Raw genomic sequence first — 26,267 nt, 5'->3', positions numbered from 1 at the left:
CATGCGACAGCTGCTGATGTTTATCTGTGTGGTTACACAGCTCTTTGCCGCAACGACAAAGGCCGAACCCGTTTTAATGCCAAAACCGGCAAAGATACAGGCTGGTAGCGGTGAAATGTTGCTGGCAAAAACCATCGGCGTTGCGGTGGACGGGCCGGACAGTGCTGCGGTCGGGCAAGCACTGCAACTACTGGCACAATTCCAGCCGCAGCTCACTTTTAAAGCCTCGCCTGCTGCGGGCGCACAGCTGCAGATCCGCTATCGGGCAGCCATTCCGCTGCCCGGCCCGGACGATGACGAAAGTTATCAGCTGCAAATTGACGCGGACCGAGTCCGCCTCGATGCGCACAGCAGCACCGGCGTATTGTATGGCCTGATGACTCTGAGCCAGCTGGTCAGTTGTGACAGCAATACCTGCCAGCTGCCGCTGCTGACAATCAGCGATAAACCGCGGTTTCGCTGGCGTGGATTGTTGCTCGACAGTGCGCGGCGTTTTATTCCTCTCTCTGATATCCGCCGCACGCTGGACGGCATGGCGGCGGCCAAACTCAATGTGCTGCATTGGCATTTGACCGATGATCAGGGTTGGCGTATTGAATCTCAGGCTTATCCGAAGCTGCACCAGTTAGCGAGTCAGGGCCAGTTTTATAGCCAGCAGCAAGTACGCGAGCTGGTGAGCTATGCCGCAGCGCGGGGCATCCGGGTGGTGCCAGAGCTGGACGTGCCGGGTCATGCCTCGGCGATTGGCATGGCTTATCCGGAACTATTAGCCTGGCCGGATGCGATGCTGGACAAAAAGGGTATACAGCCGCTACCACCGGAGCGGCGTTTTGGCGTGTTTGCGCCGGTGCTGGATGTCAGCAAAGCAGAGAGCTGGCAGTTTATCAGCGCGCTGGTCGCAGAGTGGCGCCAGCTGTTTCCGGACCCTTATCTGCATATTGGCGGCGATGAAGTGAAAGCTGATTATTGGCTGGCGAACACTAATATTCAGCAGCTGATGCAACAGCAGCTACTGGTGGACGGCCATGCGCTGCAGGCCTGGTTTAATCAGAAACTGGCAGCGCTGCTCGCCCAGCAGCAGCGCCGGATGATTGGCTGGGATGAAACCTTGCATCCGCAATTGCCGAAAACTACGGTGGTGCAAAGCTGGCAGGGCCAGGACGCGCTCGGTGCTGCGGTGCGGGCTGGTCATCCGGCGCTGCTATCAGCAGGTTTTTATCTTGATATGCCGCAGCCCGCGTCTTATCACGCGCAGAACGACCCGCTGGCGGTGACCATGCCGGTGACAGCGCCGCCACAAACACTACAACAACTGCAGTTTGCCTTCAGCTTGCAGCGCTTAAACGGCAAGACTGTGACTGGCACGGTCCGCTTGTATCAGACAAAAAACGGTGACTGGCAAGGCAGCCTGGCGGCGACAGGCCGGGGTGTGGTGCCGGCCCAAGTGCGCAGCTGGCCTTTGGCCAACAAGTCTTTGGCAAACACACAGCAGCTGCGGGTTGATGCCAATAATTATCTCGGGCCTGTGCAGCTGCGTTTTAGTCTGAAAGACGGCAAACCAGCCCAAGCGCTGGCGCTGATTGGCAATCATAGTTATCCGCTGATGTTAGAGCCCGAGCCTTATACAGTGCTTGCCAGCACAGCGGTATTAACCGATGCGCAGCAGCAATTGCTATGGGGTGGCGAAGCGGCGCTTTGGTCTGAGCTGGTCGCGCCGCAGCTGCTCGACTTAAAACTCTGGCCGCGGTTGTTTGTAGTGGCAGAACGGTTTTGGTCACCGGCGGCGACTGCTGCGGATGCAACGGCCAACCTGTCACAACGGTTAATTACAATGGATAACTATGCCGCGCAGATTGGTCTCAAACACCGTGTTCAGGCCAGTGCCAGTTTGCAACAATGGGCGAAGCAGGAACTTGGGGCTTTGACAAGCGCGCAGAACCAGGCGCTGCAGGACTTCAGCCAGTATTTGCAGCCGCTGCATTATTACGGCCGTCACCATCTGAAAACCGCAGCAGACCGTTATCATCTGGATGAGCCGTTGACGCAGCTTGCCGACAGCTTAATGCTGGAGTCGCCGGCGCTGCTGGCTTTGCAGCAGGGTTTTGCGCAGGCAGCGCCCTGTCAGTTGCCGGCGGACTGGCCGGTGTGGCAACAGGCGTTTTCACAGCAACAACAGCAGCTGAGTAGCGTCGCAGCCAAATCGGCAGAACTGCAGCGGTTGCTGGTACAGCAACAGCAGTTTAGTCAAATCATCAGCGCGAAGTTGTCAGCAGCAGAGCAGGCCGAAGCTTTGCTGCAGCTATTAAAGCCGCAGGCGGAACTGCTGTTTGCACCAGCCGCGGCAGCACTCGACTGGGCCGACCGCTGCGCGGCAGCGCTTTAGTCCGAGCGAAAGTGCAGTTTACTGTATAACTGTATTGGCGCTGAGGCTCAGCACCAGGCTGTTATAAAGCTCGCCATTACTTTGAAAGTTATAAAAACTGCCGGAGCCAAAGCGTAGCGGTTTACTGTGTTGCAGAAACTCGTTGAACAACTGGTCTGGTTGCTGCACCGGCGCCACCACCAGACAAAAATACTCACCGCAATCAATCCGGCTGAGCGCAGACTGGCGGAAAGTTTGTACCTTCGTTTGCAGTAATTCGGTCAGTTGCCGCTCGGCGGCAAGCGATGCATCACTGCGCGGCTCTGCCCGCAGCGCTTTGGCAAAACTATCGATGCGGCCTGCGTCATTCAGCTGTTTCATACCATTGAGTTTTAGTACCAGTTCCCCGCCGTCAAACTGGACAAAATCGGCTGGCTGCGGCACTGATTTGTCGCTTACGAATCCTTCCGAAATACTGCCACCGACCGCAGCACCCAGCACTGTCGGCTGCGGCGTTTGGGTTTGCGCTTCAGCTGCAGATCGGGGCTGAATTGAAGTATTGCTGACAGCAACTGTTGCAGGTAACGACGGATATTTTTCATTCATTTGCAGATAAAAAAAGCTGCAAGTACTGAGAAACAGCAGACCAGCGAGCACAAGATATAAGATTTTCACCACAGAAGTCCTTGTCGGGAATGGCACAGCAGACCGGTTGCAATTGGCAGAAACGCCACAGCACCATAACAAAACATTGATAAAAAGAAAATTAAAGAAAGTTTCGATATGTTTCTTTGTTCAGGCAAAGAACGCTTTGACTTTCACAGTGATTGACCAAACAGCTGCCAGCAGGTAAAACAGCAAAAACTTAATTGATTCATTGTGTCGTATGAAGCTGTGTTGGCTGCTGTTCTGTATGTTGTGGTCTGTGATGATGACAGTGGCTCAGGCGGCTGAGCACCTCAACGATCATGAAGCTTTTTGCCAAAGCGCGGCGCGGCAGGATTGCCTGGCATTGCTGCAGCAACAGTTGGACAGCGCTAAGCCTTTTTCGGTGCGCTGGTATCAGCTGAAATCCTATCAGCTCGATTACCTGTTTGATAAACATCTGGACCAGCAACTGGCGCAACAAACGACCCAGTTATTGCAACTGGAAGACATGCCACCGGTGTTTCGCACGCAGCTGTATTTCTATCAGGCCAAAATTCTGCACAGCAATGGCCAATTGTTGCAGGCGCAGCATTACGCTGATTTGGCTGCTGCAGACCTGGCGCAATTATTTCAGGCCTTTGCTGACCCGCTGCGATTGGTGGAGCTGGCCAATCTGCAAACCGTGATGGGGCAACAAACGCAGGCCTGGCAGCTGTTGATGCAGGCAGAAGCCCGCTTTGCCAAAAGCAAAGATCCGGTATTTTTGTTTGAGCTTTATACCAACAAAGCGCTGGTGCAGCAGGCAAACGGGCAGATGGCAGACGCTGCCTATGCGCGCAAACTGGCATTAGACACCATTTTACCCAGCGGCGACGACGGCAAAATCAGCGTCGCTTACGGCAATCTGGGCCGGACTTATCAGTTACTCGGCCAATATGGGTTGGCGCAGCAATATTACCAGCAGGCCTTAGCGCGGATGAATCCGGGGGCGGACGATGTGCGCCGGCAAATGCGCTTATTGCGCCTTAGTCAGGTCCATTGTCAGTTGCAGGATCTGGCTGGCGCAAGGCAGATATTCAGTCAGGTCGAGCCGCAGCTGGTCGAGACGACTTACCAGTCACTTTATCAATACCTGCACCAGCAGCTTGTTGCCAGCAAGGCAATAGCGCAGTGCGACGCCGATTGACGATGATCGTTGGCTGAGGTACAACCAGACTGATGAAATTAAACCTAATTCCCCTCACACTAATGTGCAGCAGTTTGCTGCCAGGCGTTCAAGCGGCTGAGCACCTGAGTGATCATGAAGAGTTTTGCCTGCAGCAACCGGCCACGCCCTGTGCCGAATTGTTGCAGCAGGCGCTTTCGCAGACACCGCTGCATACGTTGCTGTGGTTTAAGCTGCAGTCGTACCGGCTGGATTATCTGTATGTGAATCATCAGTTCCGCCAATTGTATGATGAAAGCAATCAGCTGCTGAAAATTGCCGATGCGCCTGTGGCCTTTCGCACTCAGCTGTATTTTTATCAGGCCAAAACTTTAATAGCCCGCGGTGATGACGCCCAGGCGGCTTATTACACTGAGCTGGCGAGCCGGCAGCTTGAGGCGATTTATCAGGCTTTTGCTGACCCGATGCGGGTGCTGGAGCTGGCGAATTTGCAGGCCGTTGCCGGGCAAAATGACAAAGCCTGGCAGTTGCTGTTGCAAGCAGAGCAGCGTTTTGCCAAAAGCCGCGATCCGCAGTTTGTGTTTGAACTGAACAGCAATAAAGCGCTGGTCCGCCATGCTTTGAAGCAGCTTGATGATGCCGCTTATTATCGCAAGCAGGCACTCGATGCGATCCTGCCCAGTGACCGTCATCACGACATTATTGTCGCGCACGGTAATCTGGCACGCACTTATCAGCTGCTCGGGCAGTTGGGGTTAGCGGTGGATTATTATGAAAAATCATTGCCTTATATGCGCCCCGGCATAGACGATTTGCAGCAGTCCATTCACCGGCTGCGCCTTAGCGAGCTCTATCTGGCACTGCAGGCACCGGCCAAAGCGCGCGGTTATTTGCAGCAGGTTGATGTCGCGGTTCTGAGCGACCATCATAAAGCTTTGTACCGGGAGCTTAGTGCTGCTGTTGCGTCTGGTTGATGGCCAGCACTGTGACAAAAAAGGCAGAGATCGCTGGATCTCTGCCTGTTGGCAAAGACGCAGTTTAGAAGCTCAGCGTCAGGCTGACCTTGCCATAACGGCCACTTTCCAGATAACGCCGGATGCCATCACCACTGACACCGCCGCGCACCGCGCCCACTGATTGCGTGACATATTGCAGCCGCTCCCAGCGATAATATTCCTGGTCCAGCAGATTAAACACCCCGGCGGTCAGCGCCAGCTGATCCAGCACTTGCCATTGCAACGACAAGTCGCTGACGAAGGCGCTGTCACTTAAATAAGGCGTGGCAGCTGTTTGTGCGCCACTGCTGTTATAGACCCAGGCGTCTGAGCTGCTTTTTGCCGCCTGATAACGGTTATTCAGCAATAACCGGATATCGTCATTGAGCTGATAACCGACGCCCAGCACGGCACTCCATGGCATCACGCTGAGCAGCGGCTCGCCATTTTGTTCTTCACCGCTCTGGTAAGTTGCTGCCCAGTTCAGCCGCCAGTGGGCGTCTGGTTGCCAATGGCCTTCCAGTTCAATGCCTTTCACCACGGCCGAGTCGATATTGACCGGCATGCTGTACACAGCGCCATTTTGTTTGCTGCAGACGCCGCGCACACAGCTTTGGTAGACGGTGGTGGGGTTGATGGTGAACTGGCCGCTCTGGATCATGTCGCTGTATTTATCGCGAAATAACGACAGCTGATGTGCGCTGTTATCCAACGTCAGCTGGTACGACAGCTCCAGATTCAGGCTGTGCTCGGGTTTTAATGCCGGGTTGGCCTGCGCCGTCGGTAACGTCACGGTATTGCCGCTGACCGCTTCCTGCAAACTGGTGGTGCTGGTCTGCAGATACATATCTTCGGTGGTCGGCGCGCGGAAACCCCGGCCGGCCTGCAGGCTCAGGCGTTGCCGCTCATCGAGCTGATAATGCAGCTGCGCCTGATAACTGGCCGCGCCAAAATCGACGGCTTTGACTGAACCGGTTTTATCCTGGTAAGTCGCCGACAACTGTGGGTTGTAATCGATTGAATCGTAGCGCGCGCCAAGGCCGAACGACCAGGCCGTGTCGGTCAGGCTCAGCAGGTTACGGGCATAGATCGAGCGGGTGCTGATATCGGTGACCGGCACAAAAGCCGGGTCCACTTCGGTGGTCGCGAGTGTTGAGGTCTGGCCGACAAAGCGGCGGTCTATCGCGACTGAGCTGACCGTTTTGTTTTGCGCCTGCAGACCATAAGTCCATTGTTGTAGCAGTTTTTCTGTGTTCAGCTCTTTATCAAAAGCGGCGGTCCATTGGGTCAGTTTCTGCCGGAAATCGCGGTCTTCTTCGCGGATGCATGGGCTCACATTCTGTGGGCAGGTCGCAGTGACGGTCATCCGCGTCAGGCCGTGGTTGCGGCTGTTTTGGTGGTCAAATTTCAGCTGCAGCGTATCAAATAAAGCCAGGCCGGCCAGATAGTCATATTGCAGGCTGTGTTTGTCGCGGTTGCTGTCATCAAGACCGGTGCGGCTTAAGTAGGTTTGGTCCTGCCGGGACAGGTTCTGCAAGCTGCTGTCAGTTTGGTAGCTGTCGAGGCTATAGCCGATTTTGTGCTCCGGCAACAAGCTGTATTGCAGCTTCAGTAATAAATTCCGGCTTTGTGCGCTGAGCGGGTCGGCGCTGGTACTACCCGGGCCTGTGACGGTGCTGTGGCGGTCATAACTTTGGCTTTCTTCACCATCGCGACTGCTATACACGAGCAGGCTTTCTAAGCGGCCGGTGCGGGCGGCGCCGGTGATGCTGTGCAGCCATTCACTGTTATTGCCGCTGTATTGGCTTTTGAACTTGAGTGCGCCGTCGTCACCACTGGAATTGAGGAAATCGGCCGGATCTTTGGTCAAAAACAGCACGGCGCCGCCTAAGGCACCACTACCGGCACTGATGGCGTCAGCGCCTTTGAGAATATTGACCTGCTTTAATGCATCCGGGTCGATGCCACCAAGGCCGGAGCGGAAAAACTCATAAGGTGCATGGCTGTCCGGGTCCATGGTTTCGCCAAGGGCTAAGCCATCCACGGCAATTTTGACGCGATCACCTTCGACACCGCGGATATTAAAACCGCTGGAGCCAAAGCGGCCGATGTCAGTCAGATTCACGCCGGGCACCATCCGCACTAAATCTGTGAGATTGCTGATTTGCTGGCTGTCGATATCTTTGGCACTGACCTGCTGTTGTTTTAATTGCGGGCTGGTTTTGATTTCGCTGGCTTTGATTTCGACAGCCTCCAGCGTTTTGGCACTGGCAGCATCGGCCGCAAAGACTTTGGCGGTCAGTAACACAGGGCTTAACGCCAGCATCAGCAATGAATAACGGGGTGACATGTTCGATTCCTTATCAATCAGATGTTTCATGGTCAAATGGCTGTTTTGGGTAGTACTCAGCCAGGCCCTGCCAAAAGGCAGTGCCGGTTATTACAAAAAGCAGTCGGGGGTTGTTGTCGCTTAGCCGGACGGATGCACCGCGGCGGTCGGCGTGGGGTCGCCGGCCGGGCGAACGTCCACGCGGACCTGACCCAGCTCGTGCTGGCCCTGCAGCACCAAGGGGTGCGACAGCGGCCAGTGCAGCGGCAATTTCAGTTGCTCGCGGCCGCCGCCTTCGCGCGCGGCTTCCAGATGTAAGATGTAATCGCCGGCTGGCAGCGGTCTGCCGTCAGCCAGACGGGCGTCCCACAGGAACTGATGCACACCCGCTCTGCGCGTGGCGCCTGCCAGCTGGTCGAAGGGTTGGCCTTTCTGTTGATTGGCCTGACGCCACCAGCTGCGCAGTTCCGCATACCAGCGTGGCTGTTCCCCGAGCAGCAACAGCTGCGCCTGCCATTGGCCATCCTGACTGAGCCAGGCGCTGACATAAGGCCGTTTTGCCTGGCGCGGCTGCACCGGCAATTCCAGTTGCAACTGCAGCTGTTGGCTTTGCTGATAGGCCGTCGCCGCTTGCAGCTGATCAAACCAGCTGGCGGATGCCTGCAACTGTGGCGCTGCCGTCGGGTCTTGTTGCCATTCACGCCACAGCGCTGCGTCGGTCTGCTGCAGAGATTGCGTGCGCGCTTTGGGATTAACGGCAGTCAGCGCCTGCGCCAGTAACCAGGCGCGGCTGAAGCTTTGACTGGTCACTGCCACAGCAGGCCCATATTGCACCGGCCAGGCTTCCAGTGGATGCCAGACGGCGTCAGGGCCAATCGCATGATTCACGTTCGCCTGCAGCAACACTTGCTGCTGTAAACGGATGGCGGTCAGCGGATTTTGTGTCGGTTGACCAAATGCCTGAACCGTCAGCGCCGTGTCTGCAAACTGTGCGCGCCAGTGACCAAATTGCAATTGCAAGCTGGCGTCTGGCCACAAGGTTTTGGCTTGGGTGAGCAGATTATCCAGCAACACTGCCTGGGCAAAACCTTGCAGATCCGGCAGCAACCGCACTGCATCACTCTGCAGACTGAGCAGCTGGCGTGCTTCGCGGCGCAGTTTCACCCGGTCCGGTAATTCGCCGCTGGCAGCGGCTTGTTGCGATGCCAGACCCCATAACTTGCGGGCCGCGCCAAAGCGGCAATGATAACTGCGCTGCTGTTGCCACCAGGCCTCGCATTGCTGCCAGGCCTGCCGCAATAACACTGCATCGGCTGGCCAAGTTCCCGTTGCGGCAAATTGCTCGGCGGCGGACCAGTACCGGGCGTCTGCGAGCCAGGGCCATTGCTGCTCCAGATACTGTTGCAGCTGCAGTTGCTCAGCCTTGCTGATCTCTGTGCCTGTTACTTCCAGCCGGACAGGGAGCGGGCCGGGGCCCGGTAGCGTGACTGTGGCAGCCTGCGCCAGGCTAGTGCAGAACAGCAGGCAACATGCAGTTTTCATATCAAGGCGCCGTCCTTGTGGTCTTTTTTGCTTTGTCACTGGTCGCTGGGGCACTCTCTGCTTCAGGTAGTGCTTCGCTGGCGCTGACCAACCGGTTCTGGTCGGTATCCCAGCGGCTGAACATGCGTTGGCCAGACTGATGATATTCAGCCGCACTCAAGATGCCGTTTTCATCCTTATCCAGCGCTTTAAACCGCACCTGTGCCTGTTTTAACTGTGCGCTGCGGGTGCTGGCGATTTGCTGGTCAACCCGGTCGGTAAATTCCTGCATGTATTCCTGCGCAGACAACGAGCCATCCTGGTCGGCGTCCGTGCGGGCAAAGGCTTGCTGGCGAATCTGTTGATATTCAGCCGCGCTCACTTCGCCATTTTTATCCGTGTCGTACATGGCCAGCATGCCGCTGACGCTATGGGTGGTTGGCATCACCAGCGCTGGCCGGCGGCGGGGTTGCTCGGCGTTATTTTGACCACGCCGCTGTGGTACCGGATCGGCCTTGCTGTCTGTTTTTGAAATCTGGCCATCCTTGTTACTGTCGATAAAACGGAAGGCGCTTTGGCCCGACGACTGATATTCAGCGCTGCTGATGCGGCCGTCCTGATCTTTGTCTACCGCAGCAAAACGCACCTCGGTTTGTTTCAGCTGGCCTTTGCGGTCTGCCGCCAGTCGCTGGTCCAGCCGGTCGGCGTATTCGGCCTGATAACCGGCGACATCGATCTGGGCGTTGTGCCTGAGGTCCATCAGGGCAAGGCGGTGCTGGCGCTCAGTGAAAAATTCACTGTGGCTGACCTGACCGTCGCCGTTTTGGTCAAATTCGGCAATAAAATCAATCTTGGCTTGCAGTGTTGGCTGGTGGGCACGGGTTGGCGCTGTGTTGTTGGTCTGCTGCGCTGTCGCGGGCTGGCCGAGCAGATACAAGCTGCTGACCAGTAAAAAATGCCGGATGGTTTTGGGTTGCATCATCATAAAGTTCTCCTGAAATATGGTTGTGCTTATTCCGCCGCTTCAAACACCACAGTACTGGTGTGGCTGTAAGTCGGTGCTTTGGCGCCTTGCGGGGCTGGGGCGCGGTGGCGGGCCAGCAACAGGTAAGTGCCGGCCTGTGTCGGTGTCAGGCTGAATTCGCCTTTTGCATTGGTCGTGACTGGCACTGGTGCGGTTTTGTTTTGGCCGGCGCTGTGGTTGCCGGTTTGGTGCAGTTCAAGTTTGCTGCCGGCCAGTGGTTTGCCGTCCAGCAGTAAAACGCCTGTAACCGGCTGGCCGGCGTACAGGTCATTCGGATGGCTCACAAACTGCAGCTCCAGGCCTTTGCCGCTGGCTTTTAACGCAGTTTGGTCCGGTTTGCCTTTGCTGATATAAGTTTCAGCGCGGGTCACACTCTGAAAATGCGCTTTGAGCGTGGCACCTTTGGGCAGCACAAACTTTGGGTCCCGGCTGTTTTCGGTTTTGCCGTTTAATTCATAGCTATGAAACACCGCGCCCAAGCGCTGGCCAGTGCTGTATTTGTAAGTGCCGTCGGTTTTCAGTTCATCATCCAGCACAGTGCGGCTTTTCACTGCGACCAGCTCTTTTGGCGCCCGCGGTTGACCGTCCGGCCCGGTGACCTGAAATTCACTTTGATCAAACTTGGCTTCCGGCAGAAAAAACTGCTCAGCAAATGCCGCTTCAAGGCTGACCCAGCCCCGCACCGGTTCAAAACTGGCAGGCGCCAGATAAGGCACATGAGCCTGAGCAGCGCTCAATGGCAGGGTACAGCACAGCGCCAACAACAAGGGTTTTACTGAAATCACAGAGGGTTACCTTTTAATTGAGAGTGGTTCGCATTTGCATTATTAGATCAAATGAGAATTATTCGCAATAAAAAGTGTGCATGTGACCCCATCTGACGCATTTGGCACAAATCCACAAAGCAACGACCTGATTCTTTTTGCGCAACACTGCCGGAAGCGTAAAAGTTCGACCTCTGGCGATAGAAATGGCAAGCTTCGTACAAATTTCCCGGAGGGGCGTATGGACGATTGGCAAACAAAGACTGCAGCGCTGCTGCAGGCGGACCCCTGGCGGCTGGATTGCTTGCGTGCGGTGCGGGCGCTGCAATTGCCGGACTGGTATCTGGCGGCTGGCTTTTTAAGAAACGCGATTTGGGATGCGATGCATCAGTTGCCGCAGACGCCACTCAATGACATCGACCTAGTGTTTTTCGACCCGCTGGACCTAAGCCTTGATCACGAAACTCAGCTGGAACAACACTTAGCCGCGCAATTTCCCGGCCAGTGTTTTGAAGTGCGCAACCAGGCGCGGATGCATCTGAAGCATGGTCATCCACCTTATCAACATTGCGGCGACGGCATCCGGCGCTGGGTTGAGCAACCGACCTGTGTTGGTGTGCGTTTGTTGGCGGACGACCGGCTGGAGTTTTACGCGCCTTTTGGCCTGGCGCTGAACTGGTCGCTGCAAGTGACAATAAATCCTGATTTCCCACGGCCGGAGGTGTTTGCCGAGCGGGTGGCGGCAAAACGCTGGTTAGAGTTATGGCCGCAATTACAGATCAATCATCCTTGAACTTTCCACTTTCCACTTTCCACTTTGCAAACCCCACCTTGTAAACAAAAGGCGGGCCCCCAGATCTACATTTCAGCCCATGACCAGACCCAATCCTGATGCCTGCTCCCCACGCTCCACAAACTGCTGACACAACAATACCAACCGGTGCAACCTGGCAATTGGCTGTGCTGCTAAGTACGTTGTGGCTGGTCTGGTTACTGGCGTTGACGCTGGCTGCGCCGTTGGGGCCTGAAGTTACCACGCAACCGGCACAGATCACATTGTGGCAAAGCCTGCCGGATCAGACGGAACCAATGTTGCTGCAGGCGCAAAGTGAGCGCAGCAGCCCGCAGTTATTCCTGCATGCCAAACAACAAGCTGTGTATGTGCTGGTGGCGGAGCCTGTGTTGCTGTTGCTGCGCCTGTTGGCGTTGTTATTGCCGGTGGTGTTGGTGGTGGCCTGGTTTATCCGCGCCGGACCCAGGCGCAGTTTCCGGCTTGCGTTGTGGCGGGATGCCAACCTTTGCTGCAAAAGGCAGCTGTATCACTGAAACCTCTTATTGCATTTGAAAAGTTAACTTTTTCCAATCAATAGAGGTATTTATGTCAAATTCTAAAAAATCGCCGGTGAAAAGCCGCTGGCGTTTGCTGGTGCTGCTCGTCGTATTGTTGATCATTTTCGCTCAATCCATCGGTGTGCCAGTCGCCGCACACACTGCTGCTCCTGTTAAAGCTACTGAAACGCAGCAAAGACTCACGACCGCTGAGCGCAACACCGCACTGACGCAGCTGGCTAAAGTGTTAGCAGAGCATTATGTGTTGCCCGAGAGGGCAGCGCAGCTTGCTCTGGCGCTGCTTCAGGCCGAAGCGGCTGGCCGGTTTCATCATCTGCAAAGTAAACAACAGCTGGTCGATGAAGTGGGGCACTGGCTGCGCAGTGTGGGTAAAGACGGCCATCTGGGGCTGGAGCTTACGCAAAACTATGGCGAAGTCACGTATATCCGCCATGAAACCGAGGAAAAACGCCGCAACAACTTTGCTTTTGAAAAGCTTGAGATCATGCCCGGCAATATTGGTTATCTGAAACTAAACAAGTTTGTGCAGGCGGACGCGGCTTTTGATGTGGCAGCGCAGGCGCTGCAGTTTTTAAGCAGAACTGATGCACTGATTATCGATTTGCGCGAAAGTGCCGGTGGCTCGCCAGAACTGGTGCGTTACCTGCTCAGTTTTTTTGTGCCGGCCGAAACCTTATTGTGGCAACTGGAAAGCCGAAGCACTAACCAACCGGAGGACATCAGGGCGCAGGTGGTGCTGCAAAAACAGCTGCAGATGCCGTTGTATGTGCTGCAATCCGCCAACCAGGTCAGTGCCGCCGAGTTTTTCAGTTATGCCCTGCAGCAGCAGGGACGCGCCACAGTGATTGGCGAAACCAGTGCCGGACTTGCCCATTACACTGGCGCGATGGCGGTGACTGATTGGTTATTTGTGCGCATTCCGCTGGCGCGGCCAGTTTTCCCGCAAAGCGGCGATAATTTTGAACAACGTGGTGTAGTGCCGGATGTCCAAGTGCCGGCGGTACAGGCGTTGCAACAAGCGCTTGCGCTTACGCAACAGCGGCGGGTCAATTAAACATCTTGTGATAAAAAAGCCCTCGTTGATACGAGGGCTTCATGAACTTCAGGCAAAACAAGCCGAATTATTTCACCGGTTTTTCTTTACCATGATGTGGTGAACGCGGGCCATATAACAGGCCATTGTGTACTTGAGGCGATAACAGCCGGTTGGTGGCGATGGCCGCGATATCAAAGCCGGTATCGAGTGCTGTTTCCATAATCTGCGTCACTGCTGCTTCGACTAACATGCCAACAATACCGCCGCCGCCATTATTGTTTTGCTCGCTGCTGGACGCACTGGCTTTGCCTTCCCATAACAGCGCATTGGTTTTGCTGTCGGTTAAGCGGGCTTTGACCACGACCACCGTATCGCTGGACAACACCGCATAAGAAGTGCCGTATTCCTCAATGTCGATATACAGCACCGCATCGGCGCCAAAAATCTCGTTGAGTTTTTTTGGTGCCACGGCGTGGATATCTTCTGCGACTGTCAGGCCATTGTTTTTAAAGGTTTCATTGACCAACGCCACCGGAAATACGTAATAACCGGCTTCAGCCAGCGGCACTGTCACGTTCGCCAACACGCCATATGGCGCTATCACTTCTGAAGTGTGATTGGTCGGTGGCAGCACCAGAATTGACTTCGGATTACTTTGTCTAAAGGCGCTGTAATCCATCGGTGTATCGGTAGTGGCACAACCGGCCAGCAGTAAGGTCAGCACAAAAGCCACGGATAATTTCAGAGTGCTCATGACTGACCTGCCTTGGCGTTTTTCAGTAAAAAGTCGATAAACCGGGTCGATTCAGGGTACAGCTGCTTTTCTTTTTGCAGATAACCGAGGCCAGTATCGCGCTGACCACTTTGCAGATACAAAAAGCCCAGATGCGCATAGATGCCCGGGCCGACCTGCAGCTTATTGCGGTTAGTGTCGCGGATAGTTTTTTCCAGCGCTTCGATTTGCTCGGTAACCGTTGAATCTTCGTTTTTGAAGTGCTCGTAGACGTTGGTCGGATAAGAACCGTAATGATACAGCGGCTTAGTGCTCTGACAGCCGCTGAGTGCCGCGACAGACAACGCGGCAACCAGCATTATTTTTACTTCCATGTGTTTAGGTCTCACTGTGGTTGCCATTGGTTATTGCTAATGCCATTGACCAGATTATTGACCGCTTCACGTAACGCCAGGTCTAACACTTTGCCATTTAATGTGGCGTCGTAACCTGCGCTGCCGCCAAAACCAATCACTTCGCGGTTGGACAGGCTGTATTCACCGGCGCCCATTGCCGAGAACACCACTGCAGAAGTTTCTACGTCGACGATATTTAACGCCACTTTGGCGTAAGCGATTTGTTCTTTGCCTTTGCCTAAAATGCCGAATAGTTGTTTGTCGCCGGTTTGTTTGCGGCCAAATTCTGTGACGTCGCCAGTGACGACATATTTAGCGCCGATGACATTTTGCTTCGCGCCGGCAAATTGGGCTTCCTGCGACAGTTCGGCCATATTGGCGCGGTCCATCACCAGAAAACGATTAGTTTGTTGTAAATGTGTGATCAGAATGGTTTTGGCCTGCGAGCCTAACTGATCGATTTCGGCATTAAAAATGCCATTTTGGAAATTAGAGCGGTTTTGAAATTTACCAACCACCAGTTTGCTTTTTGGCCCCTGATACGGCTGGTAAGCGGCATTGACTTTAGGGGCTTCGATAGTGCGGGACGATTCGGTGGCGGTACAGCCGGCTAACACCACCAGGGGTAACGCCAGCGCTAAGGTACGGAAGGTACTTTTCATGTAAATTTCCTTTTTCGGTGAAAGTTGCAAAATAGTAACAGGACTCTTGCAGTTAAACACCGGAAATTTAAACTCTTGCTGAACGAACGGTGTTTTTCTGTACGATAGCTTCAGTTGATAAAAAACACGGGCGCAGTCATTGATCGCGCCCGTCGGAGAAAATCTCAGCGGTACTTAAAACACCCAGCGCACGCCCAAAGCGGCGGCGCTGTCGTGCTGCGTTTGCAGGTCAAGCCGGGTGGCCAGCAAATAAGCGGTCAGGTCTTCGCTGAGGCTATAGTCGGCGCCAACTGACCAGCTGTTGCCTTCTTCGCTATGCCGGGTGCGGCTGTGGTCCTGCATATATTGCAGTTTGTAGGCAATGGCATCGCGTTTTAACTGCAGTTCTGCCAGCCAGGCGTTGCCACGCAGCGGTTTGGTTTGATGTTCACTATGTTGCCACATCAGGCCGCCGGACAAAGTACCGAGGCTGGATTCACTCAACAGCGCATGTGCCAGTAGGCGGTCCGCACTGATGTTGTTGAGTTCATTGGCGCGGGCATAAGCGAAATAATAGGGCGCTTGCTTAAAAGCGGCATCGCCGTAGCTGAGAGTCCAGTCGTAGCCACCGGCGGTTTCGTCACTGGCACCGGTCTGGTAAGTCGCGCTCCATTGCCATAAACCCAGTTTCGGGCTTTGGTAACTGACGATATTTTCCAGCCGATCCTGGCCCGGCGTCAGCTGCGCCATATCAGCTAAGGTCTCGTTAAATAAGTCGATTTTACCTTCTGACTTTTTAAACTTGCTGTCGTTTTTACCAAAAATCAGTTCGCCGTAGGTTTTGCTGGCAATACCGATATAAGTATTGCGGCTGCCAAGCCTGTGGCCTTTATTGCTGTCATCGAGGCCATTGACCTGCCACTCGTACACGGCAATCAGCTTTAAATCGTCAGTCAGCGCCTGGTCGGCTTTGATTCCCAGCCGGCTGAACGGCGCTTCGATTTGCCAGCCTTTATCGGCGTAGCGCAGCAAATCGGCGTCGGCATACAGTGCCTGCAGGTCGAGTTTGCCGTAAAAATCCCAGTTAAAATCGTCGGCCTGCAGCGGTGCTGTCGCTCCGGCAAGCAACGCGGAAACTACCAGTAAGCGCTGCTTATGCATTTTGCGTCTCCGTGTTAGTGACGATGACTGGTGTGGCCGCCGGGCCTTGTGCCAGTTCGCGGTTGAGCGTGTCGCTATTGAGCTCACCGCACCATTTCGCCACCACTAACGTTGCCACACCATTACCAATCAGATTGGTTAAAGCCCGCGCTTCTGACATAAAACGGTCGATACCGAGAATTAACGCGATACCGGCCACCGGTACAGAGCCAACCGATGCCAGTGTCGCAGCCAGCACGATAAAACCGCTGCCGGTGACGCCCGCCGCGCCTTTGGAGGTGACCAGCAACACCGCCAGTAAAGTCAGCTGCTGGGTTAAATCCATCGGAGTATCAGTAGCCTGTGCAATAAACACCGCCGCCATGGTCAGGTAAATCGCGGTGCCGTCTAAGTTAAAGGAATAACCGGTTGGGATCACCAGGCCAACAGTTGACTTGGTGGCACCGAGTTTCTCCAGCTTGGTCATCATCCGTGGCAGCACAGATTCACTCGATGATGTGCCGAGCACAATCAGCAGTTCTTCGCGGATATAGCGGATAAACCTGGTGATAGAGAAACCGTGATAACGCGCAATAGCGCCGAGCACGATAAAGATAAACAGCAAGCAAGTGGCATAGAAAGTCGCCATCAGGCCAGCTAATGACCACAGTGTACCGATACCGTATTTACCGATGGTAAAGGCCATGGCGCCAAAAGCACCGATAGGCGCCACTTTCATCAGCATATGCACGATGGCAAACAGCAGTTCTGAGCTTTTTTCGATATAAGTGAACAGGATATTCTGCCGGCCGCCGAGGCGCTGCAGCGCAAAACCAAATAGGATGGAGAAAAACAGCACCTGCAGCATGTCACCACGGGCAAAAGCGTCAAACACGCTGGTTGGGATGATATTCAGCAGGAAATCAGTGACTGTCTGCATCTGACCCGGCGCTGTGTATTTGCTGATGGACTGCTGATCCAGGCTCGCCGGGTCAATATGCATGCCGTTACCGGGCTGCACCACGTTAATCACCACCAGACCAATTACCAACGCGATAGTCGAGACAATTTCAAAATACAGCAGGGCATAACCACCGGTTTTACCAACCCGTTTCATATCTTCCATACCGGCGATGCCAATCACCACAGTACAAAAGATGATGGGCGCGATAATCATCTTTATCAGCTTGATAAAGCCGGTACCGAGCGGCTGCATCGCCGTGCCGGTGTCCGGATAAAAGTGTCCGAGTGTGATACCGATGGTGATGGCGAGCAGCACCTGAAAGTAGAGGCTGGAAAACAGCCGGCCTGTTGCTTGTTTCATCTTGTTCTCTTTTTAGGTTGGCGGAGGAAATCTCCCTGTCGCGTTGACTTAGGCAAAGGCTGGGCCAGAACTTGGTTGTGGAAAATATTGTTATTTATTATATGTTTATGTTTCTGGTGAAGGTTGTTGTGTTTGCCTTTGTGTGGATTTCCACACAGCCTGAGATGGGAGTTGTCACTTTTTTCGCCGGTGGCGGGTGTTGTTGGTTTTCCTTTATGGTAAGACCGCATCGCAAAGAATTCACTTCTATCTTTGCCCTGCGTCAGCAACAAGGAACTTATCTTTAGGTGAAATCCTTGCGAAGCAGACTAGCCGCAAAGGCAAAAATGATTCATGAAACAGAAACCACCGTCCGCAGGGCAAAAAACCGCGCAGCCGGACACCTACTGATCCAAATACTCGGCAATCAAATCCAGAAACTCATCGCCGTAGCGGCTGAGTTTGGTCTGGCCGACGCCGCTGATGGCGAGGAAGTCGCTGCGGCTGGTGGGCATTTGCTGCGCCATTTCGATTAAAGACGCGTCGCTGAATACGACAAAAGGCGCGACGTCGGTGCGTTCGGCGATTTGTTTGCGCAGCGCGCGAAGTTTGCTGAATAACAGCCGGTCGTAATCCTGTTTTTGCTGCGCTTTGCCGGCTTTTGGTGAGGTCGGCGCGTTTAAGCGTGGAATGGCCAACTGCAGACTGGTTTCGCCTTTGAGCACAGGCCGGGCGGCAGGTAATAACTGCAGCACCGAATGCCGGGTGATGTCTTGTTGCAACAAACCGTAGTGGATCAGCTGGCGCAGTACTGACAGCCAATAATCGTGGCTTTTATCTTTACCGATACCATAAGTGGACAGTTTGTCGTGGCCGAGTTCAGTGATTTTCTGGCCCTGACTGCCGCGCAGCACGTCGATAACATGGTGCATACCAAAGCTCTGGCCGACGCGAAACACACAGGACAGCGCTTTTTGTGCCAGCTCAGTGCCGTCAAAGCGTTGGGGCGGGTCGAGGCAAATATCGCAGTTACCGCAGGCCTGCTGACTGGCTTCGCCGAAATAATTCAGCAGCACCTGGCGGCGGCAAGTCTGAGCTTCAGCAAAAGCCGCCATCGCATTAAAACGCTGTAGCGTCACTTCAATCCGGTTTTGGTTTTCGTCGGTTTCAATCCATTTACGCGTACGGGCAGTGTCAGCCGGGTCAAATAACATGATGGCTTCAGCGGCAACGCCGTCACGGCCGGCGCGGCCGGTTTCCTGATAATAGGCTTCGATGGTGCGCGGCAAATCAAAATGCACGACGAAACGAATATTGGGTTTATTGACGCCCATGCCAAAAGCGACAGTGGCGACAATCAGCTGCAGCTGGTCGCGTTTAAACTGGTCCTGTATCAGCGCACGTTGTTCGTTGCTAAGGCCGGCATGATAAGCACCAACGGCAAAGCCTTTGCCTTTTAGCTGCTCGGCCAATTCGTCGACTTTTTTGCGCGACGAGCAATAGACAATACCGCTTTGATTTTCCTGGCTTTTCAGCAAAGTCACCAGCTGTTCCAGCGGGCGGAATTTTTCCAGCACTGTATAGCGGATATTGGGCCGGTCAAAACTGCTGATGCTAATAAACGGCTGATACAGGCCCAGTTGCTGGCGGATATCCTGCTGCGTGGCCGGGTCAGCTGTTGCAGTCAGGGCCAGAATGGGCACTTGCGGGAATTGCTGTTTCAGTCGCGATAGCGCGATGTAATCCGGGCGGAAATCGTGGCCCCATTGCGACACACAATGTGCTTCGTCGATTGCAAACAGACTGACGCCAACTTCGCCAAGGCGCTGTAAGAATTGCTCTTGCAGCAGGCGTTCCGGCGCAACGTACAGTAGCTTAATCTGGCCATCGCGCAGGCGGCGGAACACGTCCAGCACCTGTTCGCGCGCCAGGCTGCTGTTGACAAAATCAGCAGCAATGCCCATTGCCTGCAAACCGTCGACCTGATCTTTCATCAGCGACATCAGCGGCGACACCACCACAGTGACGCCCGGCAACAACAAGGCCGGCAGCTGATAACACATCGATTTACCGCCGCCGGTCGGCATCAGCACAAAACAATCGCGGCCGGCCAGTACCTGCTCAATGATCTCAACCTGACCAAAACGAAACTCGCTATAACCAAAGGTTTGTTTCAGCGTTTGGTGCAACAGATCGGGAATAGAGGATGCTGGGTGCAAAGCGGCGGTTACCTTGGTTAGCAAATGTCGGCGGTTAAACAAGGCCGATATTCTACTGTAAAAATGGGATCAGGTCTTGCTCCTTACGCCCTTCGCGCACGGAGCAAGACCTGACCCCATTTTGGTATTTTTATTTGGCGGTGGCTACCGAATCCCGCTCCACCAGCTGCGATAAAAACAAATGGGTGCGATGCGCCGGTTCTGCTGGCGGGTTGCTGGATAATTCAATGGCGAGGCGGGCGGCGTAGCTGGCCATTTCTTCGACCGGGTAGTGCATGGTGGTGAGTTGCGGCCGGCAGGCGCGGGCGACAATCAAGTCATCAAAACCCACCACCGACACATCTTCCGGTACGCGTAAGCCCGCTGCAAACAGCGCGTGAATAGCACCGACCGCCATTAAATCGTTGTAGGCCAGCAGTGCGGTGAAATGCACTTTTCGTGCAAGCAAAGCCTCAACCGCCTGCATACCGCCTTCGATATTAGCGGTGGATTCTTCAATGGCCTCATCTTTGAGTGTGATTTGCGCAGCGCTCAGCGTCTGGCGGATGCCTTGCAACCGCGCGCCGGGGTCACGGTTTTGATAAATACTGGTGATGACGGCGAAGTCGCGGTGGTTTTTCTCCAGCAACATCTGCGTGGCATAAGCAGCGCCGGCGATGTTATCAAGCCAGACACAACGATGGGCTATGGCCGGAATGTAGCGGTTGACTAGCACCAGGCCTGGGATCTCTTCGGCCAGTTTAATCAGGGTTTTTTCATCGGAGTATTCACTGTGCAGCACTATGGCCTGGCAGTTGTGGTCGCGCAGTGAATTGATGGCATCCAGTTCCGACTGGGTTTCATACATCGAATTGGCCATCAGCAGTTTGTAGCTTTGTTCGCGGGCGGTTTTTTCCACGCCGGCGGCGAGCGTGCCGAAAAAGGTCATCGCCAGTTTTGGCGTGACCAGGCCAATGGTGCTTTTGGTTTTGCTGACTAAGGCCTGCGCATTGCTGTTGGGCCGGTAACCCAGCTCTTTGATGACTTTTTGCACCCGGGCGCGGCAAGCGTCACCGACTTTATGATTGCCATTGATGACGCGCGATACGGTCGCAATCGACACGCCGGCGACGCGGGCGACATCTTTGATATTGGCCATCAGCGGTGTTCCTCCAAAAACTGCAGCCGCTGCACGTGCCAAAGCACCAGCAGGGCAAAAAAACTACAAAGCACAGTGCCGCCACTTAATAACAGCCGCATGGCGTTCAGCACGCCGTCGGCCTGCGCTGCACCGGCGCTGGCGGCAAAACCAAGCGTATTTAAAGCGAGGCCAGACAATAACATAGACAGCGCCGCGCTGACACTGACGACCCAATGATGCAATGCCGACACTGCACCATAGGCCGTGCTGCCGGCCGGTTCGGTTTGGGCTAACAATGGCGGGATCAGCATCGCCATCGCAGTCCAGGCCGCACTGCAAAGCACGGCGTCGAACAGCAGCCAATAGGTCGGTTCGCCCTGATACAACCACCATTTGGCAGCGCCACCGAGTAGATTCAGCAAAAAGACCCAATACAAAGTACGTACAGCACCAAAGCGCGCGTTACTCCAGCCAAGCACTGGGACAAAAGCCAGACCAGCCAAAGCATAGCCACTGGATAACAAAGCTTTCCACCAGGAACCCGCGACCAAATCGGCCTGGTTCATCGCATACACCAGCAGGTAATAATCCAGCGTCGCAACAAAAGCGCAGCCACAGAGTTGCAGCAGGCATAACAGCATTAACCAGCGCAGCAGCGGCCGCTGGCGTAACAGGCTCAGGCTGTCGCGTGGCGCGACCTGAGGCTGTGTTGCCGGCGCAGCCTTGTGGTTTGAAGCGTGATTTGTCTCGCGGGCGCGAAACGCCAACAATAACCCCGGCAGCGCAATCAGCAAAGTACCGGTCAGGGCGCCGACCCAGCGTACGCCTTGCTGAAAACTGCTGAATAACGCCAGTTGCGACAGAGGCACCAGCCACTGATAGCCCAAAGAGCCGAGTTTTTGCACCGCGCTGGCCAGGCCAAACACTGCCGTGCGCTGCTGTGGATCTGGTGTTTGTTCAAACACCAGGCTCGATAGCGGCACCGCCAATAGCGGCAGCGCCAGAAAAAATAACAACGAAAGCAGCGAGAAATAGCCCAGCTGCCACAGCGGCGGCCAGTCTGCTGGCACCTGCCACATCAGCACAAAACTCAGGCTTAAACCCAACACACCGGCCAGTAAAAACGGCCGGCGCCGGCCAAACCGGCTTTGGCAGCGGTCTGACGCGCGGCCGACAAAACCACTGATACTGCTGCCGAGCAGCATAGGCCCGGCGATCGCCAGACTGAGCCAGACCGGGTCCAGCGCCAGTGTCATCTGATAAAACGGCACGGCCAGCACCAGCACACTTTGGTTGGCAAAAAACAATGCCAAAAAGCCAGCGGCTAACAAGTAGCGCTGGACTTTTTGGTTGCTGGCGGCACAGTTCGTGTCGGCCTGGCTTGTGCTGGCTCGGTTTGGCAATCAGGCTCCGTTAACGCATTAAACTTACTTCGGCAATTTCCAGCGCATTATTGCCGTCGCTGGGCGCGAGCAACTGCCACTGAGTGCCTTGCAGCTGCGACAAATCACCGAGGCTCTGGCCCTGATGCGTAAGCGTTGCCGGCATAAAAGTCGGGTAGGCCTGAGTCAGCAGGGTGGGCGTGGCCTGCAGCGCACTGAGCGGTACCAGCTGATAACGCCAGTCGGCGCTCGCTTCCAGGTCAATACCAAAAGCCAGCCCGTCTTGATTCAGCAGCGCAAAACGCACCGGCAGACTCTCTTTCACTGCACGCATTTTGATGGCGACCTTAGTGTACCCGGCTAATTCGCGTTGCGTCAGCCCCATCACAGCATGGGTTTCTGTGCGCAGCAGGGCTAAAGGCGGCTGTTGCCAGTCCGGCGTTTTGGCAGGGCGCAGGCGTAATGCCAGGCCTTGCTGACGCTCGCCAGCCAGCCATTGCTGAGTCACTTGCGCATCTTTTGGATAAAGCAAAGTGGTCTGGTCGACGCGCGCATCAAATAGCGGCACTGCAGCACCGGGTTGTTGCAGCAAAGTGCTGAAATGATGTTGCTGGTTTTGTGGGAAATCCCAGTCCGACGGCAGCGCTTCGACTGCGCCGGGGAAACTCAGCGCTTTGTTGCTGTCTTTGACTACCAGCTGATATTGCAGCAGGCCGCTTTGTGCCGGCAACTTCAGCCTGGTGCAATAGCGACCCAAATCTTCCGCCTGCATCGGTTGTTCTTGCACCTGACCTTCACCGGCGAGCCGGTAAAACAGGCTGACTTTCAGACCGGATACCTGAGCGGCAGACAGCTGCGCACAGACCGGCAGCGGTTGGTCGATCGGCCATTGGCGCAGTGGTTGATGGACCAGCAGCGCTGGTTTGGTGGTGATGTCCGGCAATAAAAATGGCCGCGTTTGCGTTTGGGCTTGTGCCAGCAGCGCTGCAGTTTTTGCCAGCAGATAACGGCCTGGCGTCAGTGTTACTAAGCCGTTTTTCACAGCGAGCTGAGAGCCATCGGCACGCTGCAGCAGAAAATTTTTGCCCAAATCGGCCAGCTGAATCGTCATGTCATGGGTACTAACCGACAGCCGCACCGCTTCGCGTTTTAAGCTGGAGTTCTGGTGCGGGTCGTCCAGTTCAGTTGCATCCGGATACACTTCCAGCTGCCATAAACCAGCCTGTTGTTGGTCGAGAAAATAAGCGCCACTGCCCTGATATTGCACCAACGGCGAGCTGCCGACACCCGCGATATGACGCAGTTGGTCTGCATTCACCGGCTTATCAGTCGTACTATGGCTGTGATAAAAGCGGCTGCCGTTATTCAGCAGCGCCAGACCTGTGGCCGGGTCTAACCGGACATTCAGCGCCGCACCGCCAAATTGATTGGATGCCGGATAAGTTCCGGTATCCGCGCCGCGTGGCAGGCTACGAAACACCTCGCCGGCAATTAAAAAGCTGATGGCTTTGGCCGGGGTGTACAGCAGATTTAAATAATGCGTGTTGTATTCAGCATTGCTGGCGGCCAGCGCCGCCGGGTCGTAGGCAAACTGCGTGGCCCACTGAAAACCGGCCGTGCGGAAACTGCGCGCCATCGCCGGGTACAGCAACGGCGCTTTGACATCAGCGGCATCAAATTCGTAAATCAGCCGCGCTTTGCCGGCGCACGCCGCGATGTCTTTAAATGGGTTGTGATAAGACGCGACTGACCCCAGCACATTGCTCTGCAGGCTGCTGTATTTTAACAATCCGGTTGGATACCACTGAAACGACACTCCATCGATGTTGCTTTCACACAGCGCTTTGGCAAATTCCGGCCAGTTGCCTTGTTCACTGCTGTTGTAAAACAATGGCTTAGTGACACCAGCGGCGCGCATGACTGTGATCAGGTCGTTCACGTACTTAGTTACAGTGCCGGCGTCAGCGTGCTTTGGTTCGTTAAAGAGTTCAAACGCCAGAATATTCGGGTCTTTGGCGTAGGGCACGCCATCGCGGTTTTTATGCGCCATCAGCTGAGTTAAATAGCGGTGCTGCGCTTTGATCGCATCGGCTTTTTCGTTCATCTGGTTTTTACTGTACAGCACGGAAAAACCAGGCTCTTGCGGGTCCGGCGCCGGATAACCGCTGCCCCACCAGCCAATTGGCGTCACCACAGCTTTGATGTTGTAGCGTTTGAGTTCAGAGAGCAGAAAATCAAACAGCTTGAGATGTTCGTTCTCAAGCAGATTGCCGTCTTGGTCACTGATTAAACGGTCCCACAAATGGATGCGGTAGGCTGTTACGCCTAAACGTGCCAGGTGGGCCACATCCAACCGGATCATCTCCTCGTGTGACAAACCCATGGCTTTGACCGAACGATAACCAAAGGCAAACGGCAGGCTGTAGTTGGCGCCAAATAGCGCCACTTCTTCAGGTTTGCCATTCGTATCGGTTTGATACCAGATACCGTCTTTGACATAAGAGTCGCTGGCGGAGGCGCTGAGTGACAGCGCCGCCAGTGTCAGCAATGTTATTGGCTTGAATCGCATCATCACCACCACACGCTGTAGAACACCACCAGCACCAGGACGACCAGTGCCAACGACAGGCTAAAACCTTTGCTGGTACCGAAACTGATGTCATTGAGTTCCACTGCACCGGTCTGATTTTTATTGCCTTGCAGCAGAGACACCACAATCGCCAGGCCCAGACAGAGCAGGAACACCAGACCCACCCGGTCCATAAACGGCAGCGCCGGCCAGAACTGATAAAACAGGAAGCTGAATACGGCAGACCCCACTGCAGCCAGCAGCGCAGCATCGGCGGTGGTTTTTTTCCAGAACATGCCCATAAAAAACAGCACCACAATGCCTGGAGTAAAGAAGCCGGTAAATTCCTGAATATATTGGAAGGCCTGGTCAAAATCGCCGAGCAGCGGTTTGGCGGTGAACAGTGCAATCAACAGCGACAGCAAACTAACCGCACGGCCAACTAACACATAATGTTGCTGGCTTTCGCTTGGTTTGACCTGGGCATATAAATCCATGGTGAAAATAGTCGCCACTGAGTTGGTCATCGATGCCAGGCTCGACAAAATCGCCGCGACTAAAGCCGCAAAAATCAGGCCCTTCAGGCCAGAAGGCATCAACGCCATCATTTGTGGATAGGCCTGATCCGGCTTGGCTAAATCCGGCAGGATCAGCACGGCAGCAATGCCCGGCAACACCACAATGACCGGCATTAACAGCTTCAGAAAGGCGGCAAAAGCGATACCTTTTTGCGCTTCCTGCAGGCTGGATGCGGCCAAAGCGCGCTGGATAATGTATTGGTTAAAACCCCAGTAACTTAAGTTCATCACCCACATACCGCCGACTAAAACCGAAATACCCGGCAGGCTGGCATAATGCGGATTGTCCGGGCTTAAAATCATGTCGAATTTTTCCGGCGCTTTGGCAAGCAGAGTGTCAAAACCAGCCAGTACACCGGCGCCGGCACCAATCATGTCGAGTGCCAGATACGACATAAACAGGCCACCGAACACCAGCAACACCACTTGCAGAATGTCAGTAAAAGCCACGGCTTTAAGGCCACCGTACAGCGAATAGCTGACTGAGAATAACGCCAGCAGCACCATACTCCAGAACAGGTCAATGCCGGTCAGCGCATTGACCGCCAAAGCACCCAGCCACAGCACGGCGGTTAAATTGACAAACACATACACAGCCAACCAGAAAATCGCGAGTGTCGTGCGGACGCGGTTATCAAAACGCTGCTGCAGGAACTGCGGCATCGTATAGATTTGTTTTTTCAGGAAAATCGGCAGGCAGTATTTACCGACTAACATCAGCGTCAGCGCCGCCATCCATTCGTAAGAGGCGATACCCAGGCCAATGGCATAACCCGAACCGGACATGCCGATGATTTGTTCGGCGGAAATATTCGCGGCAATCAACGAGGCGCCAATGGCCCACCACGGCAGGCTGTTGCCGGCCAGAAAGTATTCGTTGGTGTTTTTATGATGGCCTTTTTCTTCGCGCGACACCCAATAGGCGACGAATAGCAGGCCGAGGATGTAGACGACAAAAATCGTCATATCGAGTGTTGATAAAGTCATAACCTG

Annotated in this window: 22 protein-coding genes; 7 read left to right on the top strand and 15 right to left on the bottom strand. The window is 54.7% G+C overall.

What is annotated here, in order from left to right; translation table 11 throughout:
* Position 1: 1 nt before the first annotated feature.
* Positions 2 to 2,383 carry a beta-N-acetylhexosaminidase gene (locus tag Q399_RS0115290; RefSeq protein WP_051686054.1) on the top strand — a complete coding sequence of 794 codons (2,382 nt, stop codon included), beginning with the start codon at positions 2 to 4 and terminating at the stop codon, positions 2,381 to 2,383.
* An 18-nt stretch (positions 2,384 to 2,401) separates the two neighbouring features.
* Here Q399_RS0115290 and Q399_RS0115285 read toward each other — a convergent pair whose 3' ends face one another.
* Positions 2,402 to 3,037 carry a hypothetical protein gene (locus tag Q399_RS0115285; RefSeq protein WP_031569883.1) on the bottom strand — a complete coding sequence of 212 codons (636 nt, stop codon included), beginning with the start codon at positions 3,035 to 3,037 and terminating at the stop codon, positions 2,402 to 2,404.
* Positions 3,038 to 3,275: 238 nt separating this feature from the next.
* Between Q399_RS0115285 and Q399_RS0115280 the strand changes: the two genes are divergently transcribed.
* Positions 3,276 to 4,196 (top strand): tetratricopeptide repeat protein, encoded by a 921-nt coding sequence (locus tag Q399_RS0115280; RefSeq protein ID WP_157836329.1) that lies wholly within the window; start codon positions 3,276 to 3,278, stop codon positions 4,194 to 4,196.
* Between the two features lie 74 nt (positions 4,197 to 4,270).
* Positions 4,271 to 5,149 carry a tetratricopeptide repeat protein gene (locus tag Q399_RS0115275; protein WP_157836328.1) on the top strand — a complete coding sequence of 293 codons (879 nt, stop codon included), beginning with the start codon at positions 4,271 to 4,273 and terminating at the stop codon, positions 5,147 to 5,149.
* 64 nt (positions 5,150 to 5,213) lie between these two features.
* Here Q399_RS0115275 and Q399_RS0115270 read toward each other — a convergent pair whose 3' ends face one another.
* The 4 genes from Q399_RS0115270 to Q399_RS0115250 all read right to left on the bottom strand — a co-directional run bounded on the left by Q399_RS0115270 (position 5,214) and on the right by Q399_RS0115250 (position 10,829).
* On the bottom strand, positions 5,214 to 7,520 hold the full coding sequence (locus Q399_RS0115270) for a TonB-dependent hemoglobin/transferrin/lactoferrin family receptor (protein ID WP_031569877.1): 2,307 nt from the start codon (positions 7,518 to 7,520) through the stop codon (positions 5,214 to 5,216).
* Between the two features lie 120 nt (positions 7,521 to 7,640).
* Positions 7,641 to 9,041, bottom strand: coding sequence for a DUF2271 domain-containing protein (locus Q399_RS21705; protein WP_051686052.1), 1,401 nt, complete (start codon positions 9,039 to 9,041; stop codon positions 7,641 to 7,643).
* Between the two features lies 1 nt (position 9,042).
* The gene (locus tag Q399_RS21700; protein WP_051686051.1) at positions 9,043 to 10,005 is read right to left on the bottom strand and encodes an EF-hand domain-containing protein; all 963 of its coding nucleotides are present in this window, start codon (positions 10,003 to 10,005) and stop codon (positions 9,043 to 9,045) included.
* A 26-nt stretch (positions 10,006 to 10,031) separates the two neighbouring features.
* Positions 10,032 to 10,829 (bottom strand): DUF4198 domain-containing protein, encoded by a 798-nt coding sequence (locus tag Q399_RS0115250; RefSeq protein WP_031569872.1) that lies wholly within the window; start codon positions 10,827 to 10,829, stop codon positions 10,032 to 10,034.
* A 220-nt stretch (positions 10,830 to 11,049) separates the two neighbouring features.
* On the opposite strand from Q399_RS0115250, the gene Q399_RS0115245 reads away from it, so the two are divergent.
* The 3 genes from Q399_RS0115245 to Q399_RS0115235 all read left to right on the top strand — a co-directional run bounded on the left by Q399_RS0115245 (position 11,050) and on the right by Q399_RS0115235 (position 13,212).
* Positions 11,050 to 11,601, top strand: a complete 552-nt coding sequence (locus Q399_RS0115245) for a nucleotidyltransferase family protein (RefSeq protein WP_031569870.1) — start codon at positions 11,050 to 11,052, stop codon at positions 11,599 to 11,601.
* 98 nt (positions 11,602 to 11,699) lie between these two features.
* The gene (locus Q399_RS0115240) at positions 11,700 to 12,134 is read left to right on the top strand and encodes a hypothetical protein (protein WP_157836327.1); all 435 of its coding nucleotides are present in this window, start codon (positions 11,700 to 11,702) and stop codon (positions 12,132 to 12,134) included.
* Positions 12,135 to 12,186: 52 nt separating this feature from the next.
* On the top strand, positions 12,187 to 13,212 hold the full coding sequence (locus Q399_RS0115235) for a S41 family peptidase (RefSeq protein ID WP_031569868.1): 1,026 nt from the start codon (positions 12,187 to 12,189) through the stop codon (positions 13,210 to 13,212).
* Between the two features lie 67 nt (positions 13,213 to 13,279).
* On the opposite strand, the gene Q399_RS0115230 is transcribed toward Q399_RS0115235, so the two are convergent.
* The 5 genes from Q399_RS0115230 to Q399_RS0115210 form a co-directional block, all read right to left on the bottom strand.
* Positions 13,280 to 13,948: a DUF799 domain-containing protein gene (locus Q399_RS0115230; protein ID WP_031569865.1), complete on the bottom strand. Its 669-nt coding sequence runs from the start codon at positions 13,946 to 13,948 to the stop codon at positions 13,280 to 13,282.
* A complete protein-coding gene (locus tag Q399_RS0115225) occupies positions 13,945 to 14,286 on the bottom strand; it encodes a DUF4810 domain-containing protein (protein ID WP_031569863.1) in 342 nt (113 codons plus the stop codon). Before Q399_RS0115225 ends, Q399_RS0115230 begins: the two co-directional genes overlap by 4 nt.
* 26 nt (positions 14,287 to 14,312) lie before the next feature.
* Complete coding sequence (locus Q399_RS0115220) at positions 14,313 to 14,984, bottom strand: CsgG/HfaB family protein (protein ID WP_031569862.1); 672 nt, start codon at positions 14,982 to 14,984, stop codon at positions 14,313 to 14,315.
* 174 nt (positions 14,985 to 15,158) lie between these two features.
* A complete protein-coding gene (locus tag Q399_RS0115215; RefSeq protein WP_031569861.1) occupies positions 15,159 to 16,124 on the bottom strand; it encodes a porin in 966 nt (321 codons plus the stop codon).
* Positions 16,117 to 17,427, bottom strand: a complete 1,311-nt coding sequence (locus Q399_RS0115210) for a dicarboxylate/amino acid:cation symporter (RefSeq protein WP_051686050.1) — start codon at positions 17,425 to 17,427, stop codon at positions 16,117 to 16,119. The genes Q399_RS0115215 and Q399_RS0115210 overlap by 8 nt, the downstream gene beginning before the upstream one ends.
* A 77-nt stretch (positions 17,428 to 17,504) precedes the next feature.
* Between Q399_RS0115210 and Q399_RS0115205 the strand changes: the two genes are divergently transcribed.
* On the top strand, positions 17,505 to 17,714 hold the full coding sequence (locus Q399_RS0115205) for a hypothetical protein (RefSeq protein ID WP_031569857.1): 210 nt from the start codon (positions 17,505 to 17,507) through the stop codon (positions 17,712 to 17,714).
* Positions 17,715 to 17,810: 96 nt separating this feature from the next.
* Here Q399_RS0115205 and recQ read toward each other — a convergent pair whose 3' ends face one another.
* The 5 genes from recQ to Q399_RS0115180 form a co-directional block, all read right to left on the bottom strand.
* Positions 17,811 to 19,625, bottom strand: coding sequence for a DNA helicase RecQ (recQ, locus tag Q399_RS0115200; RefSeq protein ID WP_245612897.1), 1,815 nt, complete (start codon positions 19,623 to 19,625; stop codon positions 17,811 to 17,813).
* A 130-nt stretch (positions 19,626 to 19,755) separates the two neighbouring features.
* Positions 19,756 to 20,763, bottom strand: coding sequence for a LacI family DNA-binding transcriptional regulator (locus Q399_RS0115195; RefSeq protein WP_031569854.1), 1,008 nt, complete (start codon positions 20,761 to 20,763; stop codon positions 19,756 to 19,758).
* Positions 20,763 to 22,148, bottom strand: coding sequence for an MFS transporter (locus tag Q399_RS0115190; RefSeq protein WP_051686049.1), 1,386 nt, complete (start codon positions 22,146 to 22,148; stop codon positions 20,763 to 20,765). The genes Q399_RS0115195 and Q399_RS0115190 overlap by 1 nt, the downstream gene beginning before the upstream one ends.
* A 10-nt stretch (positions 22,149 to 22,158) precedes the next feature.
* Positions 22,159 to 24,696, bottom strand: coding sequence for a glycoside hydrolase 5 family protein (locus Q399_RS0115185; protein WP_031569850.1), 2,538 nt, complete (start codon positions 24,694 to 24,696; stop codon positions 22,159 to 22,161).
* 2 nt (positions 24,697 to 24,698) lie between these two features.
* The gene (locus Q399_RS0115180; protein ID WP_031569847.1) at positions 24,699 to 26,261 is read right to left on the bottom strand and encodes a sodium/sugar symporter; all 1,563 of its coding nucleotides are present in this window, start codon (positions 26,259 to 26,261) and stop codon (positions 24,699 to 24,701) included.
* Positions 26,262 to 26,267 lie beyond the last annotated feature (6 nt).

Origin of the sequence: Rheinheimera texasensis DSM 17496 (assembly GCF_000711985.1) — a bacterium.
GTDB classification, from domain to species: Bacteria; Pseudomonadota; Gammaproteobacteria; order Enterobacterales; family Alteromonadaceae; genus Pararheinheimera; species Pararheinheimera texasensis.
The sequence above is the reverse complement of the archived record's forward strand: the minus strand, read 5'-3'. Positions and strand labels throughout refer to the sequence as shown.